This window comes from Micromonospora sp. NPDC005291 (assembly GCF_040607415.1).
Taxonomy (GTDB): Bacteria; Actinomycetota; Actinomycetes; order Mycobacteriales; family Micromonosporaceae; genus Micromonospora.
The window spans coordinates 116,403-129,707 of sequence record NZ_JBEXGR010000004.1; the positions used below are offsets into that span (position 1 = coordinate 116,403).

At 71.4% G+C, this 13,305-nt stretch carries 13 protein-coding genes; 6 read left to right on the plus strand and 7 right to left on the minus strand.

Features of this window, described 5'->3' with window-relative positions:
• Positions 1-20: 20 nt before the first annotated feature.
• The 3 genes from ABZT18_RS07155 to mca all read right to left on the minus strand — a co-directional run bounded on the left by ABZT18_RS07155 (position 21) and on the right by mca (position 3,955).
• The gene (locus tag ABZT18_RS07155; protein WP_354995706.1) at positions 21-2,552 is read right to left on the minus strand and encodes a bifunctional diguanylate cyclase/phosphodiesterase; all 2,532 of its coding nucleotides are present in this window, start codon (positions 2,550-2,552) and stop codon (positions 21-23) included.
• Positions 2,553-2,731: 179 nt separating this feature from the next.
• Positions 2,732-3,025 (minus strand): hypothetical protein, encoded by a 294-nt coding sequence (locus ABZT18_RS07160; RefSeq protein WP_354995707.1) that lies wholly within the window; start codon positions 3,023-3,025, stop codon positions 2,732-2,734.
• Positions 3,026-3,073: 48 nt separating this feature from the next.
• The gene (gene mca, locus ABZT18_RS07165; RefSeq protein WP_354995708.1) at positions 3,074-3,955 is read right to left on the minus strand and encodes a mycothiol conjugate amidase Mca; all 882 of its coding nucleotides are present in this window, start codon (positions 3,953-3,955) and stop codon (positions 3,074-3,076) included.
• 199 nt (positions 3,956-4,154) lie between these two features.
• Here mca and ABZT18_RS07170 point away from each other — a divergent pair, with 199 nt between their 5' ends.
• Both ABZT18_RS07170 and greA read left to right on the plus strand, forming a co-directional pair.
• The gene (locus ABZT18_RS07170; protein ID WP_354995774.1) at positions 4,155-4,595 is read left to right on the plus strand and encodes a DUF4307 domain-containing protein; all 441 of its coding nucleotides are present in this window, start codon (positions 4,155-4,157) and stop codon (positions 4,593-4,595) included.
• 157 nt (positions 4,596-4,752) lie between these two features.
• Complete coding sequence (gene greA, locus ABZT18_RS07175; RefSeq protein ID WP_354995709.1) at positions 4,753-5,250, plus strand: transcription elongation factor GreA; 498 nt, start codon at positions 4,753-4,755, stop codon at positions 5,248-5,250.
• Positions 5,251-5,314: 64 nt separating this feature from the next.
• Here greA and ilvA read toward each other — a convergent pair whose 3' ends face one another.
• The 4 genes from ilvA to ABZT18_RS07195 all read right to left on the minus strand — a co-directional run bounded on the left by ilvA (position 5,315) and on the right by ABZT18_RS07195 (position 10,094).
• Entirely contained in the window at positions 5,315-6,535 is a 1,221-nt protein-coding gene (gene ilvA, locus ABZT18_RS07180) for a threonine ammonia-lyase (RefSeq protein ID WP_354995710.1), read from the minus strand.
• A gap of 144 nt (positions 6,536-6,679) precedes the next feature.
• The gene (locus tag ABZT18_RS07185; protein WP_354995711.1) at positions 6,680-7,483 is read right to left on the minus strand and encodes a DUF4328 domain-containing protein; all 804 of its coding nucleotides are present in this window, start codon (positions 7,481-7,483) and stop codon (positions 6,680-6,682) included.
• 45 nt (positions 7,484-7,528) lie between these two features.
• A complete protein-coding gene (locus tag ABZT18_RS07190) occupies positions 7,529-8,938 on the minus strand; it encodes an amidase family protein (RefSeq protein WP_354995712.1) in 1,410 nt (469 codons plus the stop codon).
• A 13-nt stretch (positions 8,939-8,951) separates the two neighbouring features.
• Positions 8,952-10,094 (minus strand): cystathionine gamma-synthase, encoded by a 1,143-nt coding sequence (locus ABZT18_RS07195; RefSeq protein ID WP_354995713.1) that lies wholly within the window; start codon positions 10,092-10,094, stop codon positions 8,952-8,954.
• 102 nt (positions 10,095-10,196) lie between these two features.
• Here ABZT18_RS07195 and ABZT18_RS07200 point away from each other — a divergent pair, with 102 nt between their 5' ends.
• From ABZT18_RS07200 to ABZT18_RS07215, 4 genes are all read left to right on the plus strand, one after another.
• Positions 10,197-10,607, plus strand: coding sequence for an HIT family protein (locus ABZT18_RS07200; RefSeq protein ID WP_354995714.1), 411 nt, complete (start codon positions 10,197-10,199; stop codon positions 10,605-10,607).
• Positions 10,608-10,716: 109 nt separating this feature from the next.
• On the plus strand, positions 10,717-11,379 hold the full coding sequence (msrA, locus tag ABZT18_RS07205; protein WP_354995715.1) for a peptide-methionine (S)-S-oxide reductase MsrA: 663 nt from the start codon (positions 10,717-10,719) through the stop codon (positions 11,377-11,379).
• Between the two features lie 370 nt (positions 11,380-11,749).
• On the plus strand, positions 11,750-12,679 hold the full coding sequence (locus ABZT18_RS07210) for a ribonuclease Z (RefSeq protein WP_354995716.1): 930 nt from the start codon (positions 11,750-11,752) through the stop codon (positions 12,677-12,679).
• A complete protein-coding gene (locus ABZT18_RS07215) occupies positions 12,676-13,191 on the plus strand; it encodes a GNAT family N-acetyltransferase (RefSeq protein WP_354995717.1) in 516 nt (171 codons plus the stop codon). Before ABZT18_RS07210 ends, ABZT18_RS07215 begins: the two co-directional genes overlap by 4 nt.
• Positions 13,192-13,305 lie beyond the last annotated feature (114 nt).

The window sequence follows — 13,305 nt, forward strand, 5'->3', positions numbered from 1 at the left end:
CATAGTGCCTCCGGATGGGGTCAGGAGGCGCCGTCGGCGCGGAGCCGGAAGACGTTCGACTCCGCCGAGTCGCGCAGCGACCCGAGCACCGCCCCGATCTTGTCCGCCGGCATCGGCTTGAAGAAGTGGTAGCCCTGCGCGGACGTGCAACCCAGCTCGGCCAGGGCCATCCGCTGCTCGGCGGTCTCCACCCCTTCGGCGACCACGCGCAGCCCCAGCTCGTGAGCGAGGCCCACGGTCGTCCGTACGATCGCTGCCGCCTCCGGCGAGTCGGCCATCCGAACCACGAACGAGCGGTCCACCTTCAACTCGTCGACCGCGATCCGGGTGAGGAAGGTCAACGAGGAGAAGCCGGTGCCGAAGTCGTCCACCGCGAGCTGCACGCCCATCGACCGGAGCGTGGCCAGCACCTCGTCGATGACCTCCAGCTCACTCATCACCACCGTCTCGGTGATCTCCAGGACGAGCCGGTGCGGCGGCACCTGGTGGCGACGCAGCGCGTCGGCGATCTCCGCCGGCAGCCGGGGGTCGAGCAGGCTGCGCGCCGAGAGGTTGACCGAGATCGGGACGTCCAGGCCGTCCCGCGCCCAACTGGCGGCCACGCCGAGCGCCTTGTCCAGCACATAACGGGTGAAGGTGCCGAGCTGCTCGCTGTTCTCCACCGGCCGGATGAAGTCGGCCGGGTTCAGCCAACCGCGCCGGGGATGCCGCCAGCGGATCAGCGCCTCCACACCGGTGGGCGCACCCGTGGCCAGGTCGACCGCCGGTTGCAACGCCAGCACCAGCTGATCGTCGACCTTCAGCGCCTCTCGTAGCTCGGCCAGCAGGGCGAGCTGGTCGGTGCTGGCCGCATCCCGGGTGCCGTCGTACACGGCGACGTTGCCGCCGCCCTCCTTGGCCTGGTACATCGCGATGTCGGCGCGGCGCAGCAGCTCGGTCAGGTCGGCGGTCCCCGCGTCGGCCACCACCACTCCGACGGAGACCTCGATCGACATCCGCACCCCGGCCACCTCGGTTGGCGCGGCCAACTGCTCGGCGATCTCGCGGGCCTGACGCAACGCGTGTGCCATCGGGGCGGCCCGGTCGCTGAGCACCGGCACTGCGGTGAGCAGCAGAGCGAACTCGTCGCCGCCGAGCCGGCCGAGCAGGTCACCAGGGCGGGCCAGCGCGCTGAGCCGGTTCGCGGTCAGCCGCAGCAACTGGTCGCCCGCGGCGTGGCCGAGGGTGTCGTTGACTTCCTTGAACTGGTTGATGTCCAGCAGCAGCAGCGCCACCGGGTGATCGTGCGCGAGCTGTCGCAGCAACTGATCGCCCTTGCCGAGCATCGCCGCCCGGTTGGCCAACCCGGTGAGCGGATCGTGGACCGCCTCGTACGACGACCGGGCGGTGACCAGCCGCAGCTCGCGGTGAGTCGCGGCGTCGTGCAGCGCGGCGGCGAGCGCGTCGCCGAACGCGGCCACCGCGTCGTGTTCTCGGGCGGTGGGCGGGGCTGAGCGGGGGAACCGGACCCGCAGCCGACCAACCGGAGCAGCGCCCACCGACAGTGCCCGGCTCAGCTCGTGTTCGTCCAACTCCGACTGGTCCGGTGGGCCCACCTCACGATCGACCAGCTGGCCGCTGGCGTCGCCCCGGTATCGGTGCCAGCGGCCGTCGGCCCGAGCCACGTCGACGTCCACCAACTCGGCGTTGAACAGCGTCAGCGCCCCGGTCACCGCCGCGCTCGCCACGCCCCGCTCGTCGAGCTGGTTGAGGGCCGCGGTGGCCTCGGCGAAGGCTCGCCAGGTGCGGCGCTCCTGATCGGCGCGCAGACGGTAGCGATAGGTCTGCTGCAACAGCCAGAGCAGCGGCGGCAGCAACAGCAACCAGCGGGGGTCGAGCTCCAGCAGTGCGACCACCACAAGGCCGACCGCCACGTTGCCGACGAACATCAGCAGCTTGCCGCGCAGCGCGGCGAGCAGCGGCGGCCCGATCGGCAGCCCGTGCCGCAGGCCCAGCGTCACCCCGCCCAGCCAGGCGGTCACCAGGAGGTAGGTCACCGACCCGGCGATCACGGCCACCGCCAGCATCGGGGTGGGCGGGGCGAGCAGCGGCCGCCCGAGCGCAGTGGTCACGGAAACGGCCAGCGCCGACGCGGCGGCCAGCGACGCGGCGATTCGGACGATCTCCAGGGCCGGACGGCGGTCGTTGTACAGCGACAGCATCGTCCAGGCCAGCCCGGTGCCGAGCAGCGTGGCAGACGGCAGCCAGCCGGCCGGCGTCAGGTACAGGCAGACGATCAGGGCCGCCTCACCCCAGGTGATGCTGACCATTCCTGCGGCCGAGCGGAACCGAAGCCGGGCGAGCTGGGCGAGAGCGAGGACGGCGACAGCGATGCCGAAACGGGCCGGGCCTCCGAGCGGGTCGTCGGCCGGCAGCCTGGCCGGGAGGGTCAATCCGACCGCGGCGGCGGCCACGGCGGTCAGCGTGACAGCGGCGCTGAGCACGAGCAGCCGGCCCGGTGTGCGACGCACCGCGAGCCGGTCGAGCGGGTCGCCGGCCGGGCCGGAGGTCATCGACCTCCCCCGTCAGCCGACCGACCGAGGTTGCGGCGGGCGGCCGGTGCTGTGCTGGTCATCGGCGCCCCCTCCCGCACACGGCTCGGGGACTTTTGGTCCCCCCGGCGGAAGGCTAAGCCAAACCGGGTGGCCGCAACAGGGGGCGACCAACCGGTTCGGCGTGAATCATGCGCGGACTACCCGTTCCGGTGCTGCTGGTGCCCGTTGGGAGCGGGCGTGGATGAATCACGCGCTCCGGTCCCGTCTGTCGGATCGACGACTGTCGCATCGGCCCTGGTCGGATCGGTCGGCCCGGTCTGCTGCGGAAACCGATCAGGCAAGCGGCGCAGCCGAGCGTTCATGTTGCGGATCAACAGGATGGTCGCGGTGGCCAGCAGCAGGATGAGGAAGAGGCCCATCGGCCCGGCCAGCCCACCCGTGCGGGTGTCCCCGAAGTTGTTCTCCGCGAGCACCTGGGCAGTGGTCAGCATGGCGTTCCTCCGATGTGCGGTTGGTAACCAGGGTAGCCCCGCCCGAAATCAACGTGCGTGCGCCGTCTCCCGGACCCCGGCGAAGAGATCAGACTCGGGCAGCGGGCTGTCGACCACGGAGCGGGCCAGCTCGAAGTCCTCGGTCGGCCAGGCGCGCTGCTGCAGGTCCATCGGAACGTGGAACCAGAAGCCGTCCGGGTCGACCTGGGTGGCGTGGGCGCGCAGCGCGTCGTCGCGGACCGGGAAGTAATCGGCGCAGTCCACCCGGGTGGTGACCCGGGGACCCTTGTCCGGCCGATCCTCCCACCGCTTGAGCCACTCTTCGTAGGGCGACTCCAGACCAGCGGACAGCATGCCTTCGTGCAAAGCCATGATCTTGGCCTTGGAGAAGCCGATGTCGTAGTAGAGCTTGAGCGGCTGCCAGGGAGCGCCCAGCTCCGGGTAGCGCTCCGGGTCACCGGCAGCCTCGAACGCCGCCATGCTCACCTTGTGGCACATGATGTGGTCCGGGTGCGGGTAGCCGCCCTCTTCGTCGTACGTGGTCACCACATGCGGACGGAACTCGCGCATCAGCCGCACCAGTGGGCCGGCGGCCACATCGACGTCCTGCAGGGCGAAACAGCCCTCGGGCAGCGGCGGCAGCGGGTCGCCCTCGGGCAGGCCCGAGTCGACGAAGCCCAGCCACGCCTGATCGACGCCGAGGATCGCCCGCGCGGCGTCCATCTCGGCACGACGGATCTCGGCGATGTTGGCCCACACGTCGGGCCGGTCGAGCTTGGGGTTGAGCACGCTCCCGCGTTCCCCGCCAGTGCACGTCACGACCAGGACGTCCACCCCCTGGGCGACATACTTCGCCGTCGTCGCCGCGCCCTTGCTCGACTCGTCGTCCGGGTGAGCGTGCACGGCCATGAGACGCAGTTGCTCTGCCAACTTCGGCGCTCCTCGTCTGTGCCGGACGGTGGACCCGACCGGGCTCGACCGGCTGACCTGCCGGGATCGTTCCTCACACCCCATCGCCGGTCAGCACCGCAGGGCATGACCTGCCATTCCTGCCGCTGGACCGGGTGGGAGGATGGACTCTGTCATTCTTGCCGATGCCGCCGACAACAACGCCAGGAGATACCCGCCGGTGACCGAGACGCACGCCACAATTTCACCAGGCGCGCCGGTATTCCCGGCCGGGCGCTACGGCCGTCGCCGAGCAACGGGCGGAGGGCGCCGCCGTACGCTGCTGGCCGCGCTCGCGCTGCTGGTGCTCGTGGCCACAATGACCGCGATCTCGGTCCGGCTCTACCGCCAGTACGGCGACCCGGTCTACGACGCCCAGGTGATCACCTACACCGACATCACGGACAATCAGGTGCTGGTCGACTTTCGGGTGACCGTGCCGCCGGGCGGTTCGGCGGTCTGCGTGCTTCGTGCCCGGGATCGCGCGGGTGCCGAGGTGGCCCGTGAACAGGTCACGGTGACCGCCGAGCCGGGCGACCGGCACGTGCTGACCCAGCACCGCCTGACCACCACCGCGCGGCCTTTCATCGGCGAGGTCCTGCGCTGTCAGGCTCCGTCCTGAGCTGCCAGGACAGCATCGCGTTCGAGGGCTGGGAGGGCCTCCACCAACGGTGTCGGATCCGGACACCGGCGGTAATGGTCGACACGCTGTGTCGTACCGCACTGGTAACTTGGTAGTTCACCTGTCAGCCAGCCACGCACAACTGAGGAGACCGCCTGTGTCCACTGGCAACGAGGCGCCCGCCACCTGGCTGTCGCAGGACGCGTCCGACCGCCTCCAGGCCGAGCTCGACGAGCACATCGCCAACCGCCCGGCTATCGCAGCCGAGATCAACGCGCGGCGCGAGGAGGGCGACCTGCGGGAGAACGGCGGCTACCACGCCGCCCGCGAGGAGCAGGGCAAGGCCGAGGGTCGCATCCGCTACCTGCAGGAGCTGCTGCGCACCGCGAAGGTCGGCGAGGCGCCGACTGCGGACGCGGTGTCGCCCGGCATGGTCGTGACGATCTACTTCGACGACGACGCCGACGACACCGAGACCTTCCTGCTCGGTTCGCGGGAGATCGCGGCCACCACCGACCTGACCGTCTACAGCCCCGAGTCGGCGCTCGGCAAGGCGATCCTGGGCGGCCGGCCCGGGCAGACCTGCACCTACACGGCGCCGAGTGGCGCCGACATCAAGGTGACCGTGGTCAGCTTCGAGCCGTTCTCCGGCTGACCGTCGCCGGTCTCACCACACGCGCTGAGGCGTTGCCGCCGCTGAGGCGTGGCACCACGTCGTGTCACGCCTCGGCGGCGAAGACCACCTGGTAACCGCTGGCCCGTAACGCGCTGATCAGCGTGTCCGAGTGCTCCACGCCCCGGGTCTCCACCGACAGCGCCACCTCCACCTCGCCGAGGCCCAGATGCGGGTTGGCCCGCTGGTGCTCCACGTCCACCACGTTGGCCCGATGCTCGGCGATCTGGCTGAGCAGCGACGCGAGTTGCCCGGGCCGGTCCGAGCAGCGCACCGATACCCGCAGGTAACGACCCGCGGCAGCCAGACCGTGCTCGATCACCCGCATCATCAGCAACGGGTCGATGTTGCCACCGGAGAGCACCGCGACCACCGGCGTCTCCACCTCCACCACGCCGGCCAGCAGCGCGGCGACGCCGACCGCCCCGGCCGGCTCGACCACCTGCTTACCGCGCTCCAGCAGCATCAACAGGGCCCGGGAGATGTCTTCCTCGGAGACCGTGACGATCTCGTCGACCAGCTTGCGCACGTGGTTGAAGGTGATCTCCCCCGGCCGACCGACCGCGATGCCGTCGGCGATGGTGGAGAAGGCGGGCAGCCGGACCGGCTCCCCGGCCACCAGTGAGGGCGGGAACGCCGCCGCACCGGCCGCCTGGACGCCGATGATCCGTACGTCCGGTCGCAACGCCTTCACGGCCACCGCCATGCCCGAGATCAGACCGCCGCCACCCACCGCGGTGATGATCGTCTTTACGTCCGGGCACTGTTCGAGGATCTCCAGCGCCACCGTGCCCTGGCCGGCGATCACGTCGGGGTGGTCGAACGGGTGGATCAGCACCGCGCCGGTGCGCTCGGCGTACGTGTGCGCGGCGACCAGCGACTCGTCGACGGTGTTGCCGGCCAACTCGACCTGCGCGCCGTACCCCTTGGTGGCGGCCACCTTCGGCAGCGGCGCGTTGACCGGCATGAAGACCGTGGCGTGCGTGCCGACCAGGCCGGCGGCGAGGGCCACGCCCTGCGCGTGGTTGCCCGCGCTGGCCGCGACCACGCCGCGCTCCCGCTCCGCCGCCGAGAGCCGGGAGATCCGCACGTACGCGCCACGCACCTTGTAGGAGCCGGCGCGCTGCACGTTCTCGCACTTGAGCCAGGTCGGCCCGCCCAGTGCCGCGCTCAGCGGGCGAGAGGGCTCCAGCGGGGTGGTCCGGGTGACGCCAGCGAGCAGTTCCCGTGCGGCCCGCACGTCGTCGAGACCGACCAGTTCCGTCATGCCCCGATCGTGCCACCCGCCTCCGGAGCCGTCTGCGGCGACACCGGGGTCGACATCCCGTCCACTGGGTTGATCCGCTCGACATCCCCGATATCGCGGTATCAACCTCTCTTCGTCAGCGCAATATCCGCGATTCGGAGTGGATCATGCGCGAGCGGCCGGCCAGACCGGGGCGGTCGGCCACGCTGGGAGCGCGCGGGCGATGCGGGCCTCCTGCGCAGCGGAGATCCGCTGGATCAGCACGATCAGCGCCACCGCGGCGATCACGCAGGCCACCGCGGGCACGGCGTTACGGAGGAGAGAGCCCAGGTAGTAGTCGGTGTACGCCTGGTAGGCGCCATCGGTGGCGGGGGTCTCCGGCAGCCTGTCGTACGCCCGACTGTCGAGGCGACTGACCACCCGCTCGCCGACGCTGAACACCAACCAGGCAGTCCACCAGACGGACACCAGGTCCGGGGTGAACCGCCGCCAGAGGCTGTCCCGCGCCACGCCGGCCACCACCCGGGCCGGCACCACCAAGTTCGCGAACGGGACCAGCCAGCCGGCGATCGCCCAACCGGCCCCGAGCGTCGGCAGCGCACCCGGGAACGCGTCGGTGTTCTTCCGCGCCCGCCAGGTCCAGATGATCACCAGCACGGCGGCGGTGAGGTACGCGGCCACCATGGGCAGCGCCAACAGCGCCTCGATGACCACCGCACCGATCAGCAGATCCGGGTCGTTGTCGGCCCGGGCCTGCCTGGACATCACCAACCCCACCAGCGGGCCGAGTGCCACTACGAGGTACAGCACAGCGGTCGCGCCGACCGCGATGCGGGCGGCCAGGCCGATCCCGCGTACGGAGTAGGTCGGCAGCCCCGGCGTGATGGCGGGCTGGCCGAGCGGCGTGTAGCAACGCTGGCATTCGTGGTGTTCGGGAGACGTGGCGTCCCCACAGGTCTGGCAACGCACAGATGTCCCCCGGTCAGCGCGACGATGCGCGCACACCGTAGACGATCATGCGGCGGCCGGCGACCCCGTTCCGACCTGGGGGTAGCCGGGGGCGTGCCGCGTCCACGGGGCGGCCATCTCGAACTGGCCGGCCACACCGAGCAGCAGCAGCTCCGAGCCGGGCGGACCGACCAGCTGCACGGCGACCGGCAGGCCGTCCGGGCGGCGGCCGATCGGCACCACGACCGCCGGCAGACCGGCGATGTTCCACGGTGCGGCGTACGGGGCGTACCGGATGTTGGCTGCCATGTTCGCCCGCCAGGACCGGTCCGACCAGCGTGCCGCCTCCGGCGGAGCAGTGGCCAGCGCCGGGGTGAGCAGCAGGTCGACCGAGTGGTCGGTGAAGAAGTCGACCGACCTTTGCCGCCACGCGGCCCGGTCAGCCTCCCGCACGTAGCCGCGACGCTGCGCCCACTCGCCCAGCGCGACGTGCCGCCGGGTACGCCGTTGCAGGCCACGCCGGTCCAACCCGGAAGCCCGGACGTCGGTGGCGGCGGCGGCGAACCAGGTGGCGATGCCCTGCAGGCCGAGCGCCGTGGGGTAGACCGGATCGGCCGGCACCGTGTCGTGCCCGGCGGCGGCGAGAAGCCGACCGGCGGCGGCGACCGCGTCCCGGTTGGGCGCGTCCGCTGCGACGCCGCGCACCGGGGAGCGCAGCGAGACGCCCACCCGTAGCCGCTGCGGCGGGACCAGCTTCTCGGGACGCCGACCGGCGAGCACCGAGAAGCCGACCGCCGCGTCGGCGACCGTGCTGGTCAGCATGCCGTGCTCGGTGAGGCCGAACCAGTCGTCCGCGCCGAGCTGGCAGGGGACCACGCCTCGGCCGGGCTTGAGCCCGACCAGGCCGCAACAGGCCGCGGGAATCCGGATCGAGCCGAGACCGTCGTTGCCGTGCGCGATCGGCACCAGCCCGGCGGCCACCGCGGCGGCGGCGCCGCCGGAGGAGCCGCCGGGGGTACGCGTGCGGTCCCACGGATTGCGGGTCACCGCGGTGTCGTCGTCGGTGAGCGCCCACAACCCCAGCTCCGGCATCCGGGTCACGCCGAGGATCACCGCGCCGGCGCCACGCAGCCGACGCACCACCTCGTGGTCGGCCTCCGCGACGTCGGTGCGTGCGGCCATCGACCCGTTCCAGGTGGGCAGGCCGGCGACCGGGGTGTTCTCCTTGACCGCCACGGGCACCCCGGCCAGCGGCAGGTTGGCCAGGTCTTCCTGCTCGTCGACCTTCTCCGCCTCGGTGATCGCCTCGCCGCCGCGCACGGCACGGAACGCGCCCAGCTCACGGTCGGCTCGGGAGATGTACTCAAGGTGGTCGGCGACGACCTGGGTGGCCGACACGTCACCTCGGCGTACGCCCCGGGCGATCTGCTTGGCGGTCGCCCCGACCCAGGTCGCCACGATGTCCTGCACGGCCATCCTCCCCCAGCGGTCAGCCCAGCGCCTGCTCCAGATCGGCGAGCAGGTCGTCGACCGTCTCGATGCCGACAGACAGTCGCACGAGATCCCCGGGAACTTCAAGCGGCGAGCCGGCAGCACTTGCGTGTGTCATCCGACCCGGGTGCTCGATCAGGGACTCCACGCCGCCCAGCGACTCGGCGAGCACGAAGAGCTTGGTTTGGTTGCAGATCTCCACCGCGTGGTCCTCACCACCGGCGGCACGGAACGAGATCATGCCGCCGAACCGGCGCATCTGCTTGGCGGCCACCTCGTGACCGGGGTGCGAGGGCAGGCCGGGGTAGATCACCTGGGCCACCTTCGCGTGCCCGTCGAGGTACGCGGCGAGCCGCTCCGCGTTGTCGCAGTGCCGATCCATGCGTACCCCGAGGGTCTTGATGCCGCGCAGCGTGAGCCAGGCGTCGAAGGGTCCGTTGATCGCACCCATCGCGTTCTGGTGGTAGCGCAGCTCCTCGCCGAGTGCGGCGTCGGCCACGACGAGCGCCCCGCCCACCACGTCGGAGTGCCCGCCGATGTACTTGGTGGTGGAGTGCACCACCACGTCCGCGCCGTGCGCGATCGGCTGCTGCAGGTACGGCGAGGCGAAGGTGTTGTCGACCACCAGCAGCGCACCCGCGTCGTGTGCCACGGCGGCCAGGGCGGCGATGTCGGCGATGCCGAGCAGCGGGTTGGTCGGCGTCTCCACCCAGACGATCTTCGTGCGGCCAGGTTGCACGGCCGCCCGGATCGCGGCCGGGTCGGAGACCTTGGCCGGGGTGAACTCCAGGCCCCAGCGCTGGGCGACGCGGGCGAAGAGCCGGTACGTGCCGCCGTACGCGTCATCCGGGATCACCACGTGATCGCCCGGCTGGCACACGGCCCGCAGCAGGGTGTCCTCCGCCGCCAGGCCGCTGGCGAAGGCGAGCCCCACCGGCCCGCCCTCCAGCGCTGCCAGGCACTCCTGGAGCGCGTCCCGGGTCGGGTTGCCCGAGCGGCTGTACTCGTAGCCGAGCCGGGGCTCGCCGACGGCGTCCTGCGCGTACGTGCTGGTCTGGTAGATCGGTGGAATCACCGCGCCGGTTCGGGCCTCAGGGTCCTGGCCGGCGTGGATGGCGAGCGTCTCGAAGCCGTGACTCATTCTGGTGAGGCTAGTGCCCCGTCCCGAAGGCTGGAACGGAACCCATGCTCCCCGCGGGGCCGGCCCCTCTGACCCGGGAACGCGCCGGCATAGCCTGGGCCGATGAGCGGTTGCGTGTTCTGCGGGATCGTGGCGGGTGAGGTGCCGGCGTTCCGGGTCGCCGACGAGCCGGACGGGGTGGCGTTCCTGGACACCCGGCCGGTGTTCAAGGGGCATGTGCTGGTGGTGCCCCGGGTTCACCTGGTGACCCTGGCCGAGTTGCCCTCCGACCTGCTGCCCGGCTACTTCGCGCTGGTCCGGCGGCTGGCGGTGGCCGTGGAGACCGCTCTCGGAGCCGGTGGGACGTTCGTGGCGATGAACAACAAGGTGTCCCAGTCCGTCCCGCACCTGCACACCCATGTGGTGCCCCGGACGAAGGGCGACGGGCTACGGGGCTTCTTCTGGCCCCGCACCCGCTACCAGGACGACACCGAGGCGCAGACCTCCGCAGACCGCATCGCCGCCGCTCTCTGACCGCCGCCCGATGATCGGTGGGGCGGGGCCTGACTCACACGTGCGCGGGTAAGGAAGGAAGACCCACCGGTGTTACACGCTGGGAGAGGTACGAGAGGAGCGCCCCACCGTGTTTTTGCGCCGTATGAACGCCGAGATGGTTTCGCCCGACCAGGCCCTGCCGGGCCGCCCGATCGCCATGCCGGTCGCCGACCGCCACGAGGTGCTGGGCACCCCCCTGAAGGGCCCGTTCCCGGAGGGCCTGCAGGTCGCGGTCTTCGGCATGGGCTGTTTCTGGGGGGCCGAGCGGCTGTTCTGGACGCTGCCCGGCGTCTACACCACCTCCGCCGGCTACGCCGGTGGCACCACCAGGAACCCGACGTACGAGGAGACGTGTTCCGGCCGGACCGGGCACGCCGAGGTCGTCCAGGTGGTGTACGACCCCAGCAAGATCACCTATGAGGATCTCCTGAAGGTCTTCTGGGAGAACCACGACCCGACCCAGGGCATGCGCCAGGGCAACGACGTGGGCACCCAGTACCGGTCGGCGATCTACACGACCACCGACGAGCAGCGGACCATCGCCGAGTCGTCCCGGGACGCGTTCCAGCCGATCGTGACGCGCGCCGGCAAGGGTGAGATCACCACCGAGATCACCCCGCTCGGCAGCTACTACTTTGCCGAGGACTACCACCAGCAGTACCTGGCCCCGACGAAGAACCCGAACGGGTACTGCAACCACGGCCCGAACGGGCTGAGCTGCCCGGTCGGCGTGGCCCGTACCGCGGGCTGACCCACCGCCGACCCGTACGACCTCGATGCCCGGCCGCCGAGAAGGCGGCCGGGCATTCCCGTCGGACCGTGTGATCGAAATCCGTTGCCGGGCCCGGTCAGGACTCGATAACGTGGCCGTACACGTGAAAGGAGGTGGTCCAGACTTGTATAGCAATCGGACTCGTGAGGTGGCTGTCAGCTAGCCGCTGTCCTCGACAGTGATCGGTCCGCCGCGAGGCGGGCACCAGCAACAACGTCGAGACCGTGTGGCAGCGGTGCGGCGAAATCCATGACAGCCACCCGACCCCCGGGGTGCCGGCCTCAGTCCAGCCGGCCCGCGCGCAAGCGCGGAAAACCCCGGGGGTCGCTTCATATCCGGAGGACCGGCGATGTCGATGCGCGAGCTGGTGGTCCTGGGAACGGCCAGCCAGGCGCCGACTCGCCAGCGCAACCACAACGGGTACGTGCTGCGCTGGGACGACGAGGTGATCCTCTTCGACCCGGGTGAGGGCAGCCAGCGCCAACTCCTGCACACCACGGTCACCGCCAGCGACCTGACCCGGATCTGCGTCACGCACTTCCACGGCGACCACTGCCTCGGGCTGCCCGGCACCATCCAGCGGCTCTCCCTGGACCGGGTGACGCGCCCGGTGGCCGTGCACTTCCCGGCCGGCGGCGCCGAATACTTCGCCCGGCTACGGCACGCCACCTCCTTCTACGAGACCGCCGAGCTGGCGGTCACCCCGATCGAGACCGACGGGCAGCGGATCACCCTGAGCTGCGGCACGCTGGAAGCCCGCCGGCTGCGACACCCCATCGAGACGTACGGCTACCGGCTGGTCGAGCCGGACGGCTACCGGATGCTGCCGGAGAAGCTGGCCGCGTACGACATCGCCGGGCCGGCCGTCGGCGAACTGATCCGCATCGGGCACCTGGACCTCGACGGGCGCCGCGTCACCCGCGACGAGGTGAGCGTGCCCCGGCCGGGGCAGCGGTTCGCCTTCGTGATGGACACCGGCCTCTGCGACGGGGTGTACGCCCTCGCCGAGCACGCCGACCTGCTGGTCATCGAGTCGACCTTCCTGGAGTCGGAGGCCGCGCTCGCCGCCGAGGTCGGCCACCTGACCGCGGCGCAGGCCGCCCGGGTGGCAACCGAGTCCGGGGTACGCCGGCTCGTGCTCACCCACTTCTCCCAGCGCTACCCCGACCCACGCCGGTTCCACGACGAGGCGCGCGCGCACTTCGACGGTGACCTGATCATCGCGGAGGACCTGAGCACGGTGCAGCTCCCACCCCGGCGGGTAGCCTCGGCCGGATGACCGTCATGCTCCGTCCTGCGACCGGTGACGACCTGATGGCGGTGGGCGCCCTGCACCAGCGCTCCCGGGTCGTCGCGTACTCCTCGTTCGTCCCGGCCGAGGCGCTGGCCGAACCGACGGCAGAGGCGATGGGGCGGTACTGGGTCGAGCGGTGGCGCTGGGAGCGGGACGCGCACCGGCTGACGGTGGCCGAGCGGGCCGGGGCGCTGGTCGGGTTCAGCTACCTGGGCCCGGACGACGAGGACGACCCAGCCACCGGGCTGCTCAACGCGCTCCACCTGGACCCGGCCGAGCAGGGCCGGGGCACCGGACGCACGCTGATGGAGGACGCGTTGAACGCCATGCGGGCCCGGGGCTGGCGGCACGCGGTGCTCTGGGTCCTGCGGGACAACGCCCACGCCCGCGCCTTCTACCAGCGCGGCGGCTGGACCCCGACGGGCGCGCAACGCGAGGAGTACATCGGCACCGCCGCCACCCCCCAACTCCGCTACACCCGCCCCCTGCTCGCGTAACGGCACCCTGCTGACGCCTGGCATCGGTCGATGTTCGCTGTCGGCGGATCGGGGCATGTCGGAGCGACGGACGGCGCTGGCCCGGACATGGACACCGATCACACCCGGTCCCCC